Raw genomic sequence first — 20,550 nt, forward strand, 5'->3', positions numbered from 1 at the left:
TTCTACATTTCTACTATATTTTTTACTTTATTATACCAAAAAACAAGCTTTCTAGCTCACCTCCTGTCTATTTATTTCTTCAAGACAGCTTCCCAATCATAAAGCCTAAGTGATGTAGATGAATACTGGATTGGTATTTAGCAAATAAGCCTCTTAAACGTGGGATAAAATTAAAGAAAAATAGTTTTTTAATTTTTAATTTCTTTCCCGAATAATCTAAATGGAACTATCCAAATTATTTATTCAAAGGAGATTTATGAAAAAATATAGTCAATTGTTTTTACTATCCAGCGCCCTTTTGAGTGTTTTTTCAGCTCAACTAACAGTTCAAGCCTCGGAAGCAAATAATGCTTCAAAAAGCTCAAATCCAACAACTCTTGCTAGCGATGTTACTGTCAATGTTTCTGGCAATAGCATTTCTATCAACTACATACGTTCACAAGCCCAAAACCCCTACACCATTTCCCATGCTGTTTGGTCTGATGAAAATGGGCAAGATGACCTTAAATGGTATTCCGCATCTCAAACATCAACAACTGTTGATTTGAGCCAACATTCTGGGTACGGTACTTTCCATGTCCATACATATATCAACATCAATGGAAAAATGATCGGTTTAAATGGAACGACTTTCACTCTGAATAAACCTACTAGTCAAACAAAAATTACGACAGCTGGACAGATTGGGCAAATTCATTTTACACGCAATAAAGATCAAAAAAATTCTAAAATTGTTCATGCCATTTGGTCTGAAGAAAATGGTAGTGATGATCTCAACTGGTACGATGCTGAACAGGAAATAACTAAATTTGACTTTTCCAAACACAAGGGTTATGGGAGATATTTTGTAGATACTTATGAAAATAAAAATGGTAAAATGATTTATCAGTCAGGTACCACTTTTAACCTTGAAAAACCAAATCCTACTATCCAAACTAGTTTTCCAGAACCTGGCATCATGGATATTCAGATCAAAAATGTCCCTGAAACAATCTATAAACTAACTGTTCCAACTTGGTCTGATAAAAACGGACAAGATGATCTTCAATGGTATGCAGCTACTAAAAATCCTGATGGAAGCTACAATGTTAGAGTTGAGCTAAAAAAACATAACTATGACACAGGAACTTATCACATTCATCTTTACGGAGAAAGCTATGTCAAACCAGAGTTTACTGGCTTAGCTGGAACTACGGTACAAGTTCGTCCCGATCAATTACCTTCGGAAGAAGAGCAAAAGCCATTATTCTCTGTTGAAAATATCAATCAAGAACAAGGAACATATACGGTCAAAATTAAGGAAACTTCAAAATCCAAATCCATTCAATCCGTTCGCATTCCTATTTGGAGTACTACAAATCAGAGTAATATTAGATGGTACACAGCCACTGACAATGGAGACGGAACTTTTTCAACAACCTTTAATATCCGCAATCATCAGGTCTTATCTGGAACCTATATCAATCATATTTATGTAAAATATAAAGACGGTAGTGAGCATAGTTATGCAACAGATTCAGTTAGCATGTCCGCAGAACAGATAAAAACGAAAGTAGCTGTCACGAAACGCTCGATCTACAATTATGAAGTAACGGTGACAGATGCTTATGGAGATGGAAATATCATCCTGCCTACCTGGTCTGAAGTCAACGGGCAAGATGATATCCAGTGGTACACAGCTACTAAAACTGGAAATGGTATCTACAAGTTCACTATTGATACGCAAAAACACACTGGTAGCGGGCTTTTCCACACACATGTCTACCGCAATCTCAACGGTCAAATGATTGGACTAACAGGTACGAGCTATCAAGTAGAGAAACCTGTTAATTCTTTCCAACCCAATTATGCCGCTGCAACGACTTATCCAAAAGGGCAATGCACTTGGGGCGCTAAAGCTCTAGCACCTTGGGCTGGCAACTACTGGGGCAATGGTGGCGATTGGGCTACTAGTGCCAGACGTGCTGGTTTTAAAACAGGAACAACTCCACAAGTCGGAGCTATTATTTGTTGGACAGATGGTAGTTACGGGCACGTTGGAGTCGTCACTCACGTCGCCTCAAACACCCGTATTCAGATTCAAGAGGCAAACTACGCTGGGAAACAGTACATTGGGAACTTTCGTGGCTGGTTTAATCCCCATACAGCAGGACAAGGTGCAGTTAGCTATATTTATCCAAAATAACTCTCTCTAAAAAACTTTAAAACCTTGGAAATCAATCCAAGGTTTTTTCTGTTCTCAATGTCTAAAATGTCTCACACCCGTAAATACCATAGCAATGCCGTATTTATCAGCCATATCGATAGACTCTTGGTCACGGACGGAACCGCCGGGTTGGATGATAGCTTTGATACCAGCAGCTGCAATTTCTTCAACGTTATCAGCAAACGGGAAGAAAGCGTCAGAAGCAAGAACAGCCCCGTCAAGGCGATCTTTAGCTTGGTCAATGGCGATGCGAACAGAAGCGACACGATTGGTCTGACCTGGGCCGACACCAAGTGTCATGTGATCATTGGTCACGATAATGCCATTAGACTTGACATACTTGATGGCTTTCCAAGCAAACTCAAGAGCAGTTTCTTCCGTTTTAGTTGGCTGGCGCTTGGTAACGACCTGCCAATCGGCTGGACTTTCCTTGACCACGTCTTGATTTTGCACAAGGAGGCCACTAACCACGCCAGTATACTCTTTTTCAGCCTCGCTAGCTTCTTGAGCGTCAAAGGGAAGTTGCAGAATACGCAGATTTTTCTTTTTGGTTGTGAGAATAGCTAGCGCTTCGTCTGTATAAGATGGCGCAATGATGATTTCTAGGAAGATAGCGTGCATCTTCTCAGCTGTCGCTGCATCAACCTCACGGTTTAGGACAACAATGCCGCCGAAGATCGAAACTGAATCAGCCTCATAAGCGTAATCCCAAGCTGTTTCAATGTCATCAGCCTGACCGATACCACATGGATTCATGTGCTTGAGCGCCACAACGGTTGGACGGTCTTTAAAGTCACGAATGACACGGATAGCCGCATCAGCATCGCGAATATTGTTGAAGGATAATTCCTTACCGTTGAGCTGCTTAGCAGAGGCAATAGAATAAGCAGTTGGCAAGGCTTTTTGGTAGAAATCCGCATCCTGCTGTGGATTTTCACCATAACGCATTGGCTGCTTGAGGTCATAAGTCAAGTTGAGTTTTTCAGGTTTTTCTTCACCCACTTGAGCAGTGAAATATTCAGCGATGAGGGCATCGTAAGCTGCGGTGTGACGGAAAACTTTAGCTGCCAGACGCTTACGAGTTTCATAAGTTGTTTCTCCGTTCGCTGACAATTCGTCAATAATCTCAGCGTAGTCAGCAGGGTCAACCACAACCGTCACACTGGCATGGTTTTTAGCTGCTGAGCGCAGCATAGATGGTCCGCCGATATCAATATTTTCAACCGCATCCGCATAGGTTGCATCTGGTTTAAGAATAGTCTCCTTGAATGGGTAAAGGTTGACAACGACCAAATCAATCGGTGTGATGCCATGTTCTTTCATAGCATTAACATGACTATCAAGGTCGCGACGCGCTAAGAGACCGCCATGAATTTTAGGGTGAAGAGTCTTGACACGACCATCCATCATTTCAGGAAAGCCAGTCACGTTGTCAATCGCGATGGTTGCAACTCCTGCTTTATCAAGGGCAACCTTGGTTCCGCCGGTTGAGACGATTTCCCAACCCAAGTTTTTCAATTCTCGGGCAAATTCAACAATGCCCGCTTTGTCTGAGACGCTGATAAGTGCGCGTTTAGTCATGTTTTTTCCTTTCATTTTATCAATAGATTCCTTCAAATTATCTAAACTAAAGACTGGCGATTATAGTCTGTAATCTGATTTCCAAGCTCTTGCAACAATTTCCTTACCTCAAGCTTACTTGTTTCACTTTCATAAACACTTCGCAGTTCTGCATCTGTCGCACCAATCAGAGTGACAAATTCTACTTTTCCATGAGGAGTATCTAGAGGCTTAGCTAGATTGTCACTAGCGGTCAGAAAACCTGTCAGTTTAGATTTCTGCTGGATATCGATTCCTACCGTTTGCTTCATATAAATATATTCTTCTGGTAAAACTACTTTATCTGTTTTAAAAATATATCTTGCAACATACTGCAATAAACCACAGCCATTTTTGATTTCTTCTTCGTCATTAGTAGATTTCTTTAACTTAAAAGTCAATTCAATCCCATAACCACTGTATTCTGAGTCGGTGCTTTCTTTTGTATATAACTCCGACAAGCCATAGCTGACAAAATGCCAAAAATCTCCCGCATCGTAGACACTTATACCGTCAAGCGGATCTGGACCCCCAAACATATACTTGACAACCGTCCCATAATGAAGAGGATTGGGCTGATCAGGATATAAACGATCAAATTCTGCATCAATCGCTTCCCATCCTGGAGCGCTATCATCTGTATCTTCAGATTTAACAACAGTCTTATCTCCATCTTCAATTGGTGTCTCTTCACTGGAAAATTTCTTCTTAAAAAAATCAAATAGACCCATAAAATTCTCCTTAGCTAACGCCCCTACTCATGATTTACCAACCCTGATAGAGATAGTTTATGAACAGGTCCTTACCTTTACCATAAAATCATCTCTCACTACCTTCTTATCTTCTCTCGGCCCCTAAACTCTCCAGCACTTGAGGATAGAGCTGATACTCAGCAGCATGGATGCGTTCTTCAAAACTTTCAATCGTGTCATGAACTAGCCGTGGGATACGGACTTGTTTAATGACCTTGCCAGTATCCACACCTGAGTCCACCCAGTGAATGGTCACTCCGCTCTCAGTGACACCGGCATTCCAGGCATCTTCGATACCATGAGCACCTGGAAATTCTGGCAAATAGGCTGGATGGATATTGATAATGCGACCTTGATAGGCAGTCAGCAAGGTTGGGCCAACGATTTTCATGTAACCAGCTAGGCAAACAAGATCAATAGCATATTTTTCCAAGAGGTCAATGATAGCCTGCTCATAGGCAATTTTGTTGTCAAATTCCTTGAGTTCAAAGGTGTAACTTTTGATACCGAGATTTTTAGCACGCTCCAAGACATAGGCATCACGATGGTCAGAGAAAACAAATTCTACTGGGAATTGCTCGCCGATGACCTGAAAATTTGACCCATTCCCAGAAGCGAAAACAGCAATTTTTTTGCTCATTATTTGATCACCACACTTGCGTCAGCTTTTTTCACGATACGCCCAAGCTCATAAACAGGCTCATCAAGGACTTCCTTGACACGGTCAACCTTTTCAGGACTGACAGCCAGCATGAGCCCGATACCCATGTTGAAGATTTCAAACATTTCGTCGTGCTTCAGCTCACCATATTTTTCAAGCGCCTTGAAGATTGGCAGAACTGGCACCTTGTCTTCTTCGATTTCGGCTGCCAAATCGTCCCCAAACATACGTGGGACATTTTCGATAAAGCCGCCACCTGTGATGTGGGCAATACCGTTGACTAATTCTTCCTTAATCAATGGCAGAGCTGCTTTGACATAGATACGAGTAGGTTCAAGTAAGACATCTTTGAGTTTTTTACCTTCCAATTCTGGCAGTTCTTCTTCACCAGTATAGTCTGCAAAGACACGGCGGACAAGCGAATAACCGTTTGAATGGATACCGCTGGAAGCCAGACCTAAAAGCACATCACCTTCTTTGACTTTTGAGCCGTCGATGATTTGTGATTTTTCTGCCACACCGACCGCAAAACCGGCCAAGTCGTAATCGTCTTCGCCATACATACCGGGCATTTCGGCTGTTTCGCCGCCAATCAGACCAGCACCAGCTTGGACACAGCCTTCAGCCACACCAGCAACTACCTGCTCCAGTTTAGCAGGTTCATTCTTACCCGTTGCAATGTAGTCTAGGAAATAAAGAGGTTCAGCACCCGCAGCAATGATGTCGTTGACACACATGGCCACACAGTCCTGACCAATAGTGTCGTGCTTGTCATATTTAATCGCAAGCATGAGCTTAGTTCCGACACCGTCCGTTCCTGAAATCAAGACAGGCTCTTTGACGTCCAGCCGGGACAAATCAAACATCCCACCGAAGCCACCGAGAGCTCCCATGACCCCAAGACGCTCCGTACGCGCCACGTGTTTCTTAATCCGAGCAACAACCTCGTATCCCGCCTCAACATCAACACCAGATTGAGCGTAAGCATTTTTTGTCATAATAATTTTCCTTCTCTTTTTTGTCAAAAAACCATATTGAAGATTGCGACGTTTTTTCAGTCAAACCATAATTTTGACTGAAAAAACTAGTCAGGTCTTTAGCTTTGGCCCTATAGGACAAAGCGTCCACTGACAAATGCTTTAGCCTTTAGTCAGTGGTAAGACGTGGAGCGTAAGCATTTTTTTCTGTCATAATATTTTTCCTTCTTTTTTTCTTTGGAAATAGCAGAGCTGCTATTGAGTTCGGTCTATCAATAAAAACTAACCTTCTCATCCAAGCTTCTACGATAATCTTTCTCGTAATCGTAAATCGGTGTTGGGTACTCTCCATCAAAGTAAGCAACACAGAGACCGCCGTTTGGGGCATTTGTTTCAAGTCCGATAGAGTCAATCAAGCCGTCAATAGACAAGTAAGTTAGGCTATCTGCACCGATAATCTGGCGTGTTTCTTCAACAGAATGATTAGCCGCAATCAATTCACGCCGTGTTTGAATATCAATTCCATAGAAACATGGATATTTTAGAGGTGGGCTAGCAATTGCCACGTGAACTTCTGTAGCTCCAGCTTCTTTCAAGAGCTGAACGATACGACGTGAAGTTGTCCCACGCACGATGGAGTCATCAATCATGACGACACGTTTGCCCTTAACCACTCCAGATACGGCAGAAAGTTTCATGCGAACCCCTTGCTCACGCAGTTCTTGCGTCGGCTGGATAAAGGTTCGCTGAGTGTATTGATTTTTGATGAGACCCATTTCATTTGGCAGTCCTGATTCTTCGGCGAAGCCCATAGCTGCGCTGAGTGAGGAATTAGGTACACCAACCACAATGTCTGCCTCATGTTTGAACTCACGCGCCAACTGTGCTCCCATACGTTTACGAGCAGTATGGACATTGACCCCGTGAATATTTGAGTCAGGACGGGCAAAGTAGATGTATTCCATTGAACAAATAGCCAGCTGTGTATCTGTCGTGTAAGTGTCGTACTGGATACCACTGTTATCAATGATAACCACTTCACCCGGCTTGACATCACGAATCCACTCGGCACCCACCACTTCAAAGGCACAGGTTTCGCTGGAAACAACGATGGCACCATTTGCCATTTTACCAATAGAAAGCGGACGAAAACCGTTTGGATCAAGAGCTGCAATCAGCTTATCTTCCATCATCAGAAGATAGGCAAAACCACCTTTGACCGTATTGAGCGCTTCCTTAACCTTGCCCATAAAGCTTGGATTATGGCTGCAGCGAATAAGATGAGCCAGAATTTCCGTATCAGATGAAGAAGAGAAAATAGCGCCGTTATGTTCTAATTCTTTCTTCAGGGTTTTCGTATTGGTCAGGTTACCGTTATGTGCCAGACCAAATTCCATATCGTAAAACTTAAAATGGAAAGGCTGGATATTATCAATAGAGGCTTCTCCAGCCGTTGCATAACGGACATGCCCAATAGCAGCCTGACCTGTTAATTTTTCCAAATTAGCTGGATTTTTGAAGACTTCTGAAATTAATCCTGTATCACGATGTCGTATCAATTTGCCAGCATCATTTGTCAGAATGCCAGCACCTTCTTGACCACGGTGTTGCAGACTATGCAGTCCAAAATAAGTGACTTGAGCTGCTTGAGGATGTCCCCAGATACCGAAGACCCCACATTCTTCGTTGAGAGATTTTACTTCGTATGTCATTTTATATACCTTTTGTACTTAAATTCTAGGCATCAATAAATTTACTTGCCAATTTATAAACTTGGTTAATTTCTTTACTTTCTAATTTCCAATTTTTCAACTCAATTTTAACTAAATCTGGAAATTTTTTACTAATGTCTCTTAAAGCATTCCCTACTGATTTTCTAACATATTCGCTTACATCCTCTTTTAAGTCAGCTATTCTTCTGATAGCTTCATTTGGGTTCTCTTTAAAGTATGGTCTATTTGTCCATATTCTTAACCCTTCTGTAACAGCTCTCCTCGTATGGAGATTGCTACTTTTTAACCATTCATCAATAATTGGAAGTGCTTTTTTATATCCTGTTTTCTTACAAAATTCATCAAACGCCTTTGCCAACACTTCTTGAACTCTCCAGTTACTATCTTTAGAAACTTCATCTCTCATAAATATTAAAATTTCTTTATCTTTTGATAAGTATCCGAAAAGGAATACAGCGTACATTCTTACTTGGTAAACATCAGATTGATAAGCTAAAAATGCTAATTTCTTGATATACTCACCATCGTTGGATTTATAATCAGTTAAGGCTCTTTGTTCTTCCTCTTTAAATCCGTGTTCTATAAGTGAAAAATCTTTTTCTAGCCTTGCAACATACTGTTTCATAATATCCCTTCTGCAAATAGGCTATTTCCCAGTAAAGTATTTCACTGCACTTTCAAATAGGCCTTGGTCTTTGTTACCTGGGATGTTTTGGAAGAGGCCATTTTCATAGCGTTCCGAGTGTCCCATCTTACCAATGATTTGACCGTTCTTACTCGTAATCCCTTCAATAGCGTTGAGTGAACCATTTGGATTGTATTTAGAATCCATAGAAGGCTTGCCATCAAAGTCCACGTACTGACTCCAGATTTGACCATTGTCACGCAGTTCCGCAAATTCTTCAGCTGTCACGACAAATTTCCCTTCACCGTGAGAGACTGGAATCGCATGAATATCACCAACCTTAACACCTGCCAACCATGGAGAGTTGGTATTAGCGATACGGGTTTCCACCATCTTAGCCACGTGCTGGTTGGCATCATTGTAGAAGAGGGTTGGGCTTGTCTCACCAACTTCTTCAAAGTCACCATAAGGCAGAAGACCGGATTTGACAAGAGCTTGGAACCCATTACAGATACCGATGATGAGGCCACCCTTTTCAATGAAGCTGTCAATAGCAGAGCGAACTTTTTCATTAAGTAAGATATTGACGATAAACTTAGCCGAACCATCTGGCTCATCTGCTGCTGAGAAACCACCGACAAAGAAGATAATATTGGCTTTAGCAATGTTGTCAACCATGGTGTCAACAGAAGCCTCAATTGCTGCTTCATTAAGAGTCACGAATGGCACCAAGTTGACTTTGGCACCAGCTTGTTCAAAGGCCTTAGCTGAATCGTACTCTGAATTGGAACCAGGGAAAACTGGGATATAAACCAGAGGCTGTGCAATTCTTTCTTTAGATTTAATAACAGCATCAGATACCACAACAGGCACTTCTTCAAGAACTGTTGACTGTTCAAACTCAGTTGGATAAACATCTTCCAACTTGCCTTCAAAGGCTGCAAGCAATTTCGCAGCGGACAAGTTGACACCGTTGACAGTTACTGCAAAGTCTGCCACAGTTTGACCAATTTTCATTGCGTCAGCAATGACTTCATCAGATGTAAAAACAAAACCACCAAGCTGAGCTGTCAAGCTGCTGTCAAGCTCAGCTATTTCTACAGTTGCACCAATACGGTTACCAAAGCTCATAAGTGCTAAACTTTCAAGAACACCACCGTATTTAACAGCTGAGGCTGCTGTTACTTTATGCTTAGTCTGAATAGCTTCAAATTGTGCAAAGTTAGCCTTGATATAATCAAAATCAATGTCTTCTGAAATAGCCTGTCCTGGTATGTAGTAAATATTCTCCCCAGCAGTCTTAAACTCAGGAGAAAGCACCTGGCGACTATCTACTGTTGTCACACCAAAGGCAACCAAGGTTGGCGGTACCGTCAATTCTTCAAAGGTCCCTGACATGGAGTCCTTACCACCGATTGATGGTAGCCCAAGCTGGATTTGTGCCTCGATCGAACCAAGCAGAGCAGCTACTGGCTGACCAAAGCGATCCGCTTGTTTATCCATGCGTTCAAAGTATTCTTGGTAAGAGAAACGCGCACGAGACCAATCAGCACCTGTTGCTACCAAGCGAGCTGTTGCTTCAATAACAGCGTAAGCTGCACCATGATAAGGTGACCACTCCGCAATATAAGGATTGAATCCCTGTGCTATGACAGAAGCCGTTGTTGTTACACCATTTTGTACTGGCAATTTTTGCACAGAGCTTTCAGTAGGTGTGATTTGATAACGACCACCGATTGGATGATTAACTGTCGAACGTCCAACCGAGCTGTCAAAGATGGTTTGCAACCCTTTTTGACTAGCGTGGTTAAGATCAGACAGAACTTTCACTGTGTCTGCTTCAAGTGTTGCTGCTGATGTTGTACGCACCTCAGGAAGGGCAACATCCTTATCCACAACGTTTGCATCAACAACCACACGCACACCATTGGTATCAAGGAAGGCACGTTCCAAGTCAACGATGGTTTCACCCTTCCAAGTCATGACAAGGTTTGGTTTTTCAGTAACAGTCGCGACAACAACTGCATCAATGTTCTCTTTATGACATTCTGCAATAAAGGTGTCCACATCACTTGGACGAACAACAACAGACATGCGTTCTTGCGACTCAGAAATGGCAATTTCGGTACCGTTAAGACCTTGGTATTTTAGTGGCACTTTGTCCAAGTCAATTTCAAGACCATCTGCCAATTCACCAATAGCCACACAGACGCCGCCAGCACCAAAGTCATTTGATTTCTTGATGAGACGAGTGACATTGCCATTGCGGAAAAGACGTTGAATCTTACGTTCTTCAATAGCATTCCCTTTTTGCACTTCAGCACCTGCTGTCTCAACCGATTCAACCGTTTGAACCTTAGATGAGCCTGTAGCACCACCGACACCGTCACGGCCTGTTTTCCCACCAAGAAGGATGACCACATCACCAGCTTCTGGCTTTTTACGCACGACATTTTCTTTTGGTGCTGCACCGACAACAGCACCTAGCTCCATACGCTTAGCAACGAAGCCTGGATGGAAGTACTCTTTGACATAGGTAGTCGCAAGTCCTATTTGGTTCCCGTATGACGAATAGCCGTGCGCCGCCGTTTTAGAGATGACTTGTTGTGGCAATTTACCGGCGCGTGTTTCTGCTATTGGTGCGGTAATATCACCTGCACCTGATATACGCATAGCTTGGTAAACATAAGAACGACCTGACAACGGATCCCGAATAGCACCACCAATACAAGTTGCAGCTCCACCGAAAGGTTCAATTTCCGTTGGGTGATTGTGGGTTTCATTTTTGAACATGAGCAGCCAAGGTTCTTTGATGCCATCTACATCTACCTCAATTTCAACCGAGCAGGCATTGATTTCGTCCGACACTTCCATGTCGTTCAAACGACCATTAGCACGCTCATAACGACCAAAGATTGTCGCCATATCCATAAGCGTCTGTGGCTTTTCAGAACGTCCCAATTCGTCACGCATGGCAATATATTTATCGTAAGTTGCCTGCAATTGTTTTTGGAACTTAGAAGCTGAAAAGTTAATATTTTTCAATTCTGTCTCAAAAGTCGTGTGACGGCAATGGTCAGACCAGTAGGTATCCAAAACTTTCAATTCTGTTTCTGTTGGCACACGCCCAATTGATTTAAAATAATCTTGAATAAAAACAAGATCATCCACTTCCATAGCCAAACCTTGTTCCGTCTTGTAAGCCGCAAAATCTTCAGCTGTATAAGTCTTGAAGAAATCCAAATTTGGAATTGTTTCGTCAGAAGTTGAAAATTCCTGCGGACGAATAGACAAGGTAATATCTTTGAAACGCGAATCAACTGGATTCAAAAGATAATGCTTCACCGCTTCCAACTCAGTTGCATCAATATCCTTATTAACCAAATAAAGCTGGGCAGTATTAACCGTTACGTTGCTGTCACTGCCAAGTAAGAGCAAAGCCTCTTGTGAACTTGCTGCCCGCTGGTCAAACTGACCCGGCAAAGCTTCAATAGCAAAAAAAGCATGGCTGTTAAGATCCGCCTGCACAGTTGCTTCATCTAAAATTGTATCTGTCACCTGCTCAGAAAAGACATGTTTCTGCGCACGCGCAAACAGGCTTTCTTCTAAATTAAAGATATCATAAACCTGCACAATACGTAAAATTTTTAAGGAGGTTAACTGCAAATTATGTGTTAGTTCTTTGACCAGTGACTCCGATTTAATGCTAAAGTTAGCTTTTTTCTCAACAAAAATACGTCTATCCATGTTCAATCCTTACTTAAGTTCTTGCAATTTTTCCCATACCACTTCGTAAACATCTGTTAATTCTCCTAACCCTCTTCGGAAGACATCTTTATCCATGTGATGCCCTTGCGCATCCCAAAGACGACAGTTATCTGGTGAAAACTCATCTGCTAGGATAATTTTACCATCTTTATCAAAACCGAATTCCAATTTAAAATCAATTAATTTAAGTCCGATTTGATGGAACCAATCTGACAAGAGTTTGTTTATCCGACGTGTTTCAGCTTTAATATAGGCAATATCTTCATCGTTAGCAAGCTTTAAAAATTTCACATGTTCATCATTAATGAAGGGATCATCCAACTTATCATTTTTATAATAAAATTCGACAATTGGCTCTTCCAGTTCGATTCCTTCTTCCAACCCAAAACGTTTAGAAAAAGAACCTGCTGTCACATTACGCAGAACAACTTCAATCGGAATAATGCTGACCTTTTTATTCAGTTGTTCTGTTTCTGATATTTTTTCAATGAAATGCGTTGCAACCCCAGCTGCATTTAATTTTCTAAAAATGAGAGATGAGATTTGATTATTAAGAACACCCTTCCCTTTAATCGTCTCTTTACGAGCGCCATTAAGCATTGTCGCTTGGTCTTTGTAACGTGCAACAATGATATTTTCATCATCTGTCAAAAATAAATCTTTAGCTTTTCCCGAATATAATAAATCACTCATCATTTTAATATTCGCCTTTCGTCTTTTTCTGACTTAAGTCTATCATATTGGAAATAGTTTTTCAAGAAAATAACGTACAATAATGATAAACAACAAAAAAAACAACTGGTTTTTTAGTTGTTTTCTTACAATTGATTTCTTATAGAGATAAAATGTTCGCTTTTATCCTTTGTTCAAGTTTTTCTGTACGCAAGCGACGACATCGCTCACATTATTCAAACTATCTATATCTTCGTCTGAAATTTCAATGTTAAATTCATCTTCTACAGTTAGAATAAATTCCATCAAATCCACCGAATCCGCTTTTAAATCATCTTTTAAACTCAATTCTTTAGTGACAACAAAATGTTCACCCTGACTTTCCTGAATAATTTCTATAATTTTTTGATAAATTTCTTGTTCTGTCATTTTACTTCTCCTGAAAATTCTTGTACCGCTTTTCCAACAACATCTGTTTCTAACATTGTACGAATTTGGCGAATCGTGCTGTAAACTGCTTTCGCATCACTCGCCCCATGTGTTTTAACAACAGGTGCCTGCACTCCAAACAAAACAGCACCGCCTACCTCAGAATAATTTAAACTACTCTTCAAAGACTTTAGACTGTCTTTCAGCAACACTGCACCTAGTTTTGCTTTCCAGCCACTATCTAAAATAGATTTTTTAAGCTGGCTCATAATTCCCATGGCGGTTCCCTCCATAGCTTTCAATACTGCATTACCTGTAAACCCATCTGCTACAACAACATCCGCTACATGATCCATTAAATCACGCGCTTCCACATTTCCAATAAAATTCAATGAGGCATCCGACACTAACAAATCATACACTTCCTTACGAAGCGAATCTCCCTTACTGCTTTCAGTTCCGTTATTTAACAGCCCAACACGCGGTTGCTTGACTCCTCGTACATTTTCAGCATAAAATGACCCTAAAATAGCATACTGATGCAAATGATGAGCCGTATTTTCTGCATTAGCTCCCAAGTCCAACATATCAAATCCTTTTCCATCTGTCGTTGGTAATGTGGACATCAAACCCGGACGGTCAATATTCTTGATACGACCGACGATGAAGAATCCAGCAGCCAAAAGCGCTCCAGTATTCCCCGCAGAAAGAATGGCATCAGCTTCTCCAGTCTTTACCGCTTTGGCTGCTAACACCATACTGGCATTTTTCTTCTTACGAATAGCTTTAGTCGGCTCATCATCTGAATTGATTTTTTCATCTGTATGAACAATACGAACCCGCTCAGTTGCCTTTAAATACTGCTTGATTTTTGCTTCATCTCCATAAAGGATGACTTCAACATCCGAAAAATCGTTCAGGGCTTGATTAACCCCCTCTACAATAGATTGTGGGGCATAATCACCACCCATGGCATCAATTGCTATTTTTTTCATTTCGACTCCTTGTTCTTTAAGATTTCTCCCCAGTCTCCCAGAGAATCAATAAATTTTTTGGACTTTAGATGAATCCCAACATATTCTTCATAAATTTGATCAATCACTTTTCGCAATTGTTTTTTCAATTCAGATTTCAAAGAAATTGTCTCCAGTTCACTAAATTGAACAGCCTGAAATTGGTCTAATAAGTAAGGAATATTGGGCTCCAAATGACTCCGTCGCTCGTCCTTGTCGTAATGCTCCGGACATAAAACGCCACTATAAGTAAAAGAAAAATCAAACGGCAGTCCTACTCGATGGCAAAAACAACACTCATGAAAATTCAAAGAAACACCAAAACGCAATAAAATTTGAATTTCAAAAATATTTGTCAAGACTTCATAGTCCAAACCTTGCTCCATCAATTCTAATGTTTTTTGCAAAAAAACAAAGAGAGCAGAATCTATTTCATTATCCTGAATACTGGCATCCGCCAGAGCTACCACATAAGTCGCATAAGCCATTGTAAAAAGATCATGATTGATATGCTGAAAAGTTCTAATTTCTTGATAATCATCAATATAACTTAAACCGTCATCATTTATTTTCATCAAAAAATCTGCCACTACTAGTGGTTGGATAACCGGATTCAACTTAGAATTTCTAGCATGTTTCACGAAAAACATTCGCTTACCCGCTTGCTCTGTGAAAATTTTGACCAACTTATCATTTTCTCGGAAATTACGATTATAGAGAACCAAACCTTTACTTGTGATAGATTTCAGCATATCCCTCCATATATTCCTTAAGTCGCTTCATTGCTTCCTTTATCGTATCCATGCTGGTCGCATAAGAAATACGTACATATCCTTCTCCATACCGCCCAAAAGCAGCACCAGGAATGAAAGCAACTGCTTTTTTATGTGCAAAATCCTTCAAAAAAGCAAAAGAATCTTGATTATAGTCAGCTGGAATTTTAGCAAAAATGTAAAATGCACCATCTGGCTTGATAATCGTAAAGCCCAATTCTGTCATTTTTTCGATAATGTAATCGCGACGCTCAATATATTCCCTTTTCATCGGCTCTGCATCATCTTTACCTACTGTCAATGCTTCCACTCCTGCAAATTGAGCCATCGTGTTTGCAGCTGTTACCAAGTACTGATGACTCTTAATCAACTGAGCAGTAAATGCTGCTGGAGCAAAGGTAAAACCCAAACGCCATCCTGTCATCGCATGCGATTTAGACAAACCATTGATAACAATCGTTTGCTCTGGTAAAAATTCTGCAATAGATACATGTGGCTGCTCGGTATAAGTCAGCTCAGAATACACTTCGTCGCAAACAACAAAGACATCATACTTTTTCAAGACATCGGCTAAATCAGCTATTTGTTCACGAGAATAGGTAATGCCCGTAGGATTAGCTGGGTAATTTAAAATAACAGCTTTTAATTTATCTCCTTGCTCCAAAATCGCTTTTTCCAACATATCAGGTGTTAAAACAAAATCATTTTCTGTCGTATCAATCTCAACAACTTCTGCCCCAATAAGATTAACAATCGGCTCATATCCTGGATAAGCAGGTGCGGGCAAAAGCACCTTATCTCTTTCTTCTAAAATAGCCGTCAACGTAGCAGACAAAGCTTCAGTTGCCCCAATTGTCACTAAAATTTCTGTTTCAGGATCATAAGAAAGATTGTATTTTTCTTTTACAAATTGACTGGCTGCCTGACGCAATTCTAACAGCCCACTCATGCCTGTATAATGACTCTTGTTTGCATCAATTGCCGCTTTTGCAGCTTCTTTTACATGATCTGGAGTTGTAAAATCAGGCTCTCCTAATGTCAAACGAAGAACTCCAGGAATGCTCGAAATAGATTGATCAAATTGCCGAATCAAAGAAACTTCAATTTTATCTAAATTTTTGTTAAAACGTTTCGTCAAATCCATATCTTACCTCCAAAATCTGATAGAACTATTATACTATAAAATCAAAAACTTGTTAAATCAATACTTTAGCGAGAGTATCTCCGCTATTTCTGCAACCTATCTGGACAAAGTCTTTTTTATTATTCAAAAAAAATAGCATAATATTGAGGAAAATTCATCACTTATCGTCTAATTGAAACAAAAGAATCACTCCAGCTATCAGAGTGATTCCTATCTAGATTTCTTATGAAAGAGCCGTTAAAGTTTCAAATAGTGGCGAAAGAGGACGTTTTTCATGAATACGTACGATAGCCTCTGCCAAAAGATGTGCAATCGAAATTTGTTCAATTTTATCAATTAAACGTTCTTCTGGTAAATAAATTGTATCTAATACGATCAATTTTTTAATTGCTGATTTTTGAATATTATCCATAGCAGGACCTGAAAGTACTGGGTGAGTACAGCTTGCATAAACCTCTACCGCCCCTGCCTCAGCAAGCGCATCAGCAGCATGGCAAATTGTCCCAGCCGTATCAATCATATCATCAATCAAGATACAAGTCTTGCCTTCTACCTTACCAATGATATTCATCACTTCACTCGTATTCATCTTATCCACGCTACGTCGCTTATCAATAATCGCAATCGGTGTTTTCAAAAACTCAGCTAATTTACGAGCGCGCGTCACACCACCGTGATCAGGGCTGACAACCACATAGTCAGTACCTGTCATTCCACGACGTTCAAAATAATCCGCAATGAGAGGAGCACCCATGAGATGATCTACTGGAATATCAAAAAATCCTTGAATTTGAGCCGCATGCAAATCAATTGTCAACAAACGATCCACACCTGCCACTTGCAACATATTTGCAACTAATTTTGAAGTGATCGGTTCACGAGCGCGTGCCTTTCGATCTTGACGAGCATAACCATAATAAGGCATGACAACATTGATAGACTCGGCGCTTGCACGTTTCAATGCATCCACCATAATCAAAATTTCCATCAAATTATCATTGACAGGAGAACTCGTTGATTGCAAAATAAAAACATGTTTCCCGCGGATAGATTCTTCAATATTAACCTGAATTTCCCCATCGGAAAATTGACGCACAGTTGACTTTCCAAGCTCTATGCCAATCTCTTGAGCAACACGTTTAGCCAATTCTTGGTTGGACGAAAGAGCAAAGAGCTTTAAATCAGAAAACGACATAATTTCCTCCAGTATGTATTCGTTTCTTTGTAAACCAGTTACAAATATTCTCCAATTAACATTGTAACCCTTTTTAGTTAATTTTTCAATCAAAAATAAAAAACGCATCATGCGCTTTTTATCTCTTTATTCTTTATCCATTAATTTGGATAGATGTAAGTAAATGAGCCTTGTCCTGCAGCAGCTGGATTGAACCAACCACGGTAATTTCCAATAGCTTGATTACCTGCATAGTTTGCTTCAGATACTTGAATACGTGTAGGTGATTCTACAGCTGTCACCACGGCGACATGACCATAACCACCATCATTCCACGAAATGATTGCACCAACTTGAGGTGTTGAACCTGTACGGAAACCAGCCGCAGCTGCACTTGCTGCCCATTGAGCACCATTACCCCAATAATCCCCAGCCCACGGAGCTAATGTTTTCGCTCCCCAAGTACATTGACCAACTGGATAAGTTGAAGCTGAAGAACTATAAGTAGGACGACTAACAGTTGATGTAGTTGATGTAGAACGAGGCGTCACATTTGTTTGAGTTGGAGTAGCTGCTGAAGCGCTATTATTCACCGCTTGCACCTGTGCCTCAAAGTTTGTATTTGCTGAAGAAACGACTGCTTGTGCTTGTGCTGCTTGTTGTGCTTTATAAGCTGCTTCTTGTGCTGCTGCTTCTTCCGCAGCCTTTTGTGCTGCTGCTTTTTGAGCTAACAATGAATTCTTTTCACCTTCAGCAGTTGCTTTTTCTGCAGCAAGATTTAACTGAGCTGCTTTTAATTCAGCTTGTTTAGTAGATAATGTTTTTGCATCATTTTCAAGCGTTTGTTGATTTGCAATAACGGTATTTATCGCTTCATTATTAGCCATTTGTTTTTCAGAAATTGCTTTTTTATCTTGCTTTTGTTGCTCTAACATTTTATTGTTTGCTGAAACAATTTCATTCATCGCAGAAACACGTGAAATGGCTTCTGTGATAGATTTTGAATTTACAATTGTATTGATATAACTTGTAGCCGTACCACTCGTTTGGGCACTACGTGCTTGATTAGCCAATGATTCGTTGCGCGCTACAATATTTTTAGACAAAGCTTCAATTTCAGCTGATAATTTTTTTGACTCAGCTTGGAGTTTATCATTTTCAGCTTTCAATTTTTCTTGTTGAGCTTGGATGGATGAGACTTGACTTTGAATTTGATCTACCTGAGCTTGAGCTGATTTTTGTTGATCAGTCAAACTATTAATTTTGCTATCTTGTGCGGCGATTTTATCATCAGTGGAATCTGCATGTACATTTACAAGAGATGCTCCTTGTGCAAGAACCATTGTACTTAATAAGATTGACGTAAGTAATTTTTTCTTCATAAACAATTATACTCCTATTCGATAAGACATTTATAAGTATAACAAAAAAAGGCATTGAGTATGTTACGCCTTTATTACATTTCTATTTCCAATTTATCATAAATTTTTATCATAAATATATCTTTTCCAAAATTGGTCGAATCAATAAAAAGAATAGTAAATTGAACACCATCGTCGGAGCCATTGTATAAACGACAAAATCTGTAAAAGACATTCGAGTCAACTGAGTAACATTTGCCAAAGCAAACGTAGCTATTTCAAAGAAAAATACCAAAATAGCAACTGACAAAAAGCGACTAACTCGATTAGTCATCAAAACAGAATTGTATTTACTAACAACAATCCCACTTAAAGGCAATAATAATGTCGAAAGACCAATAATATGAAAATAATAAGCGTCATACAATAGACCGATTAACAATAAAATAACAAAATTAATATTTTCCGAGAAATCTATAGAAACGTACAAAATTAAAATAAGTAAAAGATGACTGAGTAAGTGAATATCATTCGAAAAAAGATTAGTCAAAAGATTTGAAAGATGACCATCTATTAACATCACAACAAATAAAACCAAAAAAGGTAAAACGTAGTTTTTAAAAAATTTCATATCAATTTCCTACCAATGTTACCACACGAATATCTGACAAATCTGCACTCGGTTTTACAAATACCTCTTTTGTTAAATGATCAGATTTTTCAGTAACAGAAAGAACTGTTCCGACTGGAATATTGGGAATGTTATACGTTCCTAAACCGCTTGTCACAACTTTCTCACCTTTTTTAATTGTATCCGAACTGTTTAACTGACTGATAATGAAAGCAGATTTTTCTTTACTGTAGCCAACAATCACTCCATAAATAGTGCTTGTCTCCGTTTGAATTCTTACTGAAATATTGTCAACATTTTTATTGTTTGTTAAAAGATTTACTCGACTAGAATGAGCAGCAACATCTTTCACACTACCAATCAAGCCACCATTTGCCACTGCTAACATTGTATTTTGAATCCCATTTTGACGACCAGCATTGACAGTTAATTCAGATAACCAAGAAACAGGCATACGCGTGATAACATCAGATGAAACCGTCTTTTTTGACTCATAGATATTTTTCATTTCTAATAGTTGTCTTAATTGAGCATTTTCATCTTTTAATGAATCTAAATCAGCCGATTGTTCTTCTACTTTAAATAAAGTCTTTTTTAATTGCTTATTTTCCTTATATGTTCGCGATAAATCAGTCAAATCTGATTTAACATCCGCTAAAAAACTAAATGGTTTTGAAACAATATTATCCAAAATAGAAACAACATTAGAAACTTCATTCACCACACCTAAAGAACGAGTAGTAACCAAAAGTACAGAAGTTATTATTATCAAAACAGCAGTCATAATAAGAAATTTGGATTTTTTCATATGATTCACTCTACTCCAAAATAGATACAATATCTATCACACAAGATTCACAGATAACAGAAAAGGAGATAGCTATCGCTACACTCCTTAAATACGGAGAATGGGGGATTCGAACCCCCGCGCCAGTTACCCGACCTAACGATTTAGCAAACCGTCCTCTTCAGCCTCTTGAGTAATTCTCCAAAAATATTATGGGCACGAGTGGACTCGAACCACCGACCTCA

The 20,550-nt window shown here is 39.8% G+C and carries 17 protein-coding genes, 1 tRNA gene and 1 pseudogene; 1 reads left to right on the forward strand and 18 read right to left on the reverse strand.

What is annotated here, in order from left to right; all coding sequences use genetic code 11:
* Window positions 1–71 precede the first annotated feature (71 nt).
* A pseudogene (locus HMPREF2963_RS09215) lies at window positions 72–172 on the reverse strand (Abi family protein); the annotation flags it as partial.
* An 84-nt stretch (window positions 173–256) separates the two neighbouring features.
* Here HMPREF2963_RS09215 and HMPREF2963_RS03415 point away from each other — a divergent pair.
* Window positions 257–2,185: a GBS Bsp-like repeat-containing protein gene (locus HMPREF2963_RS03415; protein ID WP_070668695.1), complete on the forward strand. Its 1,929-nt coding sequence runs from the start codon at window positions 257–259 to the stop codon at window positions 2,183–2,185.
* A 54-nt stretch (window positions 2,186–2,239) separates the two neighbouring features.
* Here HMPREF2963_RS03415 and purH read toward each other — a convergent pair whose 3' ends face one another.
* The 17 genes from purH to HMPREF2963_RS03500 form a co-directional block, all read right to left on the reverse strand.
* Entirely contained in the window at window positions 2,240–3,787 is a 1,548-nt protein-coding gene (gene purH / locus HMPREF2963_RS03420; RefSeq protein WP_070668698.1) for a bifunctional phosphoribosylaminoimidazolecarboxamide formyltransferase/IMP cyclohydrolase, read from the reverse strand.
* Between the two features lie 41 nt (window positions 3,788–3,828).
* Window positions 3,829–4,536: a suppressor of fused domain protein gene (locus HMPREF2963_RS03425; RefSeq protein ID WP_070668700.1), complete on the reverse strand. Its 708-nt coding sequence runs from the start codon at window positions 4,534–4,536 to the stop codon at window positions 3,829–3,831.
* Window positions 4,537–4,642: 106 nt separating this feature from the next.
* Window positions 4,643–5,197, reverse strand: a complete 555-nt coding sequence (purN, locus tag HMPREF2963_RS03430; RefSeq protein WP_049493905.1) for a phosphoribosylglycinamide formyltransferase — start codon at window positions 5,195–5,197, stop codon at window positions 4,643–4,645.
* The gene (gene purM, locus HMPREF2963_RS03435; protein ID WP_148132057.1) at window positions 5,197–6,219 is read right to left on the reverse strand and encodes a phosphoribosylformylglycinamidine cyclo-ligase; all 1,023 of its coding nucleotides are present in this window, start codon (window positions 6,217–6,219) and stop codon (window positions 5,197–5,199) included. Before purM ends, purN begins: the two co-directional genes overlap by 1 nt.
* Before the next feature lie 248 nt (window positions 6,220–6,467).
* Window positions 6,468–7,907, reverse strand: coding sequence for an amidophosphoribosyltransferase (gene purF / locus HMPREF2963_RS03440; protein WP_048800328.1), 1,440 nt, complete (start codon window positions 7,905–7,907; stop codon window positions 6,468–6,470).
* Window positions 7,908–7,932: 25 nt separating this feature from the next.
* Window positions 7,933–8,553, reverse strand: a complete 621-nt coding sequence (locus HMPREF2963_RS03445; protein WP_003071279.1) for a DNA alkylation repair protein — start codon at window positions 8,551–8,553, stop codon at window positions 7,933–7,935.
* A 21-nt stretch (window positions 8,554–8,574) separates the two neighbouring features.
* A complete protein-coding gene (locus HMPREF2963_RS03450; RefSeq protein ID WP_070668706.1) occupies window positions 8,575–12,300 on the reverse strand; it encodes a phosphoribosylformylglycinamidine synthase in 3,726 nt (1,241 codons plus the stop codon).
* Window positions 12,301–12,309: 9 nt separating this feature from the next.
* Window positions 12,310–13,017, reverse strand: coding sequence for a phosphoribosylaminoimidazolesuccinocarboxamide synthase (gene purC / locus HMPREF2963_RS03455; RefSeq protein ID WP_070668709.1), 708 nt, complete (start codon window positions 13,015–13,017; stop codon window positions 12,310–12,312).
* Between the two features lie 159 nt (window positions 13,018–13,176).
* Window positions 13,177–13,422 carry an acyl carrier protein gene (locus tag HMPREF2963_RS03460; protein WP_006270090.1) on the reverse strand — a complete coding sequence of 82 codons (246 nt, stop codon included), beginning with the start codon at window positions 13,420–13,422 and terminating at the stop codon, window positions 13,177–13,179.
* Window positions 13,419–14,417, reverse strand: a complete 999-nt coding sequence (gene plsX, locus HMPREF2963_RS03465; RefSeq protein WP_006270084.1) for a phosphate acyltransferase PlsX — start codon at window positions 14,415–14,417, stop codon at window positions 13,419–13,421. The genes HMPREF2963_RS03460 and plsX overlap by 4 nt, the downstream gene beginning before the upstream one ends.
* A complete protein-coding gene (recO, locus tag HMPREF2963_RS03470) occupies window positions 14,414–15,187 on the reverse strand; it encodes a DNA repair protein RecO (RefSeq protein ID WP_070668712.1) in 774 nt (257 codons plus the stop codon). The genes plsX and recO overlap by 4 nt, the downstream gene beginning before the upstream one ends.
* Window positions 15,165–16,352 (reverse strand): pyridoxal phosphate-dependent aminotransferase, encoded by a 1,188-nt coding sequence (locus HMPREF2963_RS03475; protein ID WP_070668715.1) that lies wholly within the window; start codon window positions 16,350–16,352, stop codon window positions 15,165–15,167. Before HMPREF2963_RS03475 ends, recO begins: the two co-directional genes overlap by 23 nt.
* 223 nt (window positions 16,353–16,575) lie before the next feature.
* Window positions 16,576–17,547, reverse strand: a complete 972-nt coding sequence (locus tag HMPREF2963_RS03480; RefSeq protein ID WP_020997513.1) for a ribose-phosphate diphosphokinase — start codon at window positions 17,545–17,547, stop codon at window positions 16,576–16,578.
* Window positions 17,548–17,687: 140 nt separating this feature from the next.
* Window positions 17,688–18,908 (reverse strand): peptidoglycan hydrolase PcsB, encoded by a 1,221-nt coding sequence (gene pcsB, locus HMPREF2963_RS03485; RefSeq protein WP_070668718.1) that lies wholly within the window; start codon window positions 18,906–18,908, stop codon window positions 17,688–17,690.
* A gap of 109 nt (window positions 18,909–19,017) precedes the next feature.
* The gene (mreD, locus tag HMPREF2963_RS03490; protein WP_006270094.1) at window positions 19,018–19,518 is read right to left on the reverse strand and encodes a rod shape-determining protein MreD; all 501 of its coding nucleotides are present in this window, start codon (window positions 19,516–19,518) and stop codon (window positions 19,018–19,020) included.
* A 1-nt stretch (window position 19,519) separates the two neighbouring features.
* Window positions 19,520–20,326 (reverse strand): rod shape-determining protein MreC, encoded by an 807-nt coding sequence (gene mreC / locus HMPREF2963_RS03495; RefSeq protein ID WP_070668720.1) that lies wholly within the window; start codon window positions 20,324–20,326, stop codon window positions 19,520–19,522.
* A 94-nt stretch (window positions 20,327–20,420) separates the two neighbouring features.
* Window positions 20,421–20,508, reverse strand: a tRNA-Ser gene (locus HMPREF2963_RS03500).
* Between the last annotated feature and the right edge of the window lie 42 nt (window positions 20,509–20,550).

It is taken from the genome of Streptococcus sp. HMSC067A03, from assembly GCF_001814295.1.
In the GTDB taxonomy this organism is placed as follows: domain Bacteria; phylum Bacillota; class Bacilli; order Lactobacillales; family Streptococcaceae; genus Streptococcus; species Streptococcus constellatus.

Coding starts and splice junctions, on each gene's coding strand:
- HMPREF2963_RS03415 (WP_070668695.1), top strand. CDS start 257: ATGAAAAAATATAGTCAATTGTTTTTACTATCCAGCGCCCTTTTGAGT.
- purN (WP_049493905.1), bottom strand. CDS start 5,197: ATGAGCAAAAAAATTGCTGTTTTCGCTTCTGGGAATGGGTCAAATTTT.
- purH (WP_070668698.1), bottom strand. CDS start 3,787: ATGACTAAACGCGCACTTATCAGCGTCTCAGACAAAGCGGGCATTGTT.
- HMPREF2963_RS03425 (WP_070668700.1), bottom strand. CDS start 4,536: ATGGGTCTATTTGATTTTTTTAAGAAGAAATTTTCCAGTGAAGAGACA.
- HMPREF2963_RS03480 (WP_020997513.1), bottom strand. CDS start 17,547: ATGTCGTTTTCTGATTTAAAGCTCTTTGCTCTTTCGTCCAACCAAGAA.
- HMPREF2963_RS03475 (WP_070668715.1), bottom strand. CDS start 16,352: ATGGATTTGACGAAACGTTTTAACAAAAATTTAGATAAAATTGAAGTT.
- pcsB (WP_070668718.1), bottom strand. CDS start 18,908: ATGAAGAAAAAATTACTTACGTCAATCTTATTAAGTACAATGGTTCTT.
- recO (WP_070668712.1), bottom strand. CDS start 15,187: ATGCTGAAATCTATCACAAGTAAAGGTTTGGTTCTCTATAATCGTAAT.
- purC (WP_070668709.1), bottom strand. CDS start 13,017: ATGATGAGTGATTTATTATATTCGGGAAAAGCTAAAGATTTATTTTTG.
- mreC (WP_070668720.1), bottom strand. CDS start 20,326: ATGAAAAAATCCAAATTTCTTATTATGACTGCTGTTTTGATAATAATA.
- purF (WP_048800328.1), bottom strand. CDS start 7,907: ATGACATACGAAGTAAAATCTCTCAACGAAGAATGTGGGGTCTTCGGT.
- HMPREF2963_RS03450 (WP_070668706.1), bottom strand. CDS start 12,300: ATGGATAGACGTATTTTTGTTGAGAAAAAAGCTAACTTTAGCATTAAA.
- plsX (WP_006270084.1), bottom strand. CDS start 14,417: ATGAAAAAAATAGCAATTGATGCCATGGGTGGTGATTATGCCCCACAA.
- mreD (WP_006270094.1), bottom strand. CDS start 19,518: ATGAAATTTTTTAAAAACTACGTTTTACCTTTTTTGGTTTTATTTGTT.
- HMPREF2963_RS03445 (WP_003071279.1), bottom strand. CDS start 8,553: ATGAAACAGTATGTTGCAAGGCTAGAAAAAGATTTTTCACTTATAGAA.
- HMPREF2963_RS03460 (WP_006270090.1), bottom strand. CDS start 13,422: ATGACAGAACAAGAAATTTATCAAAAAATTATAGAAATTATTCAGGAA.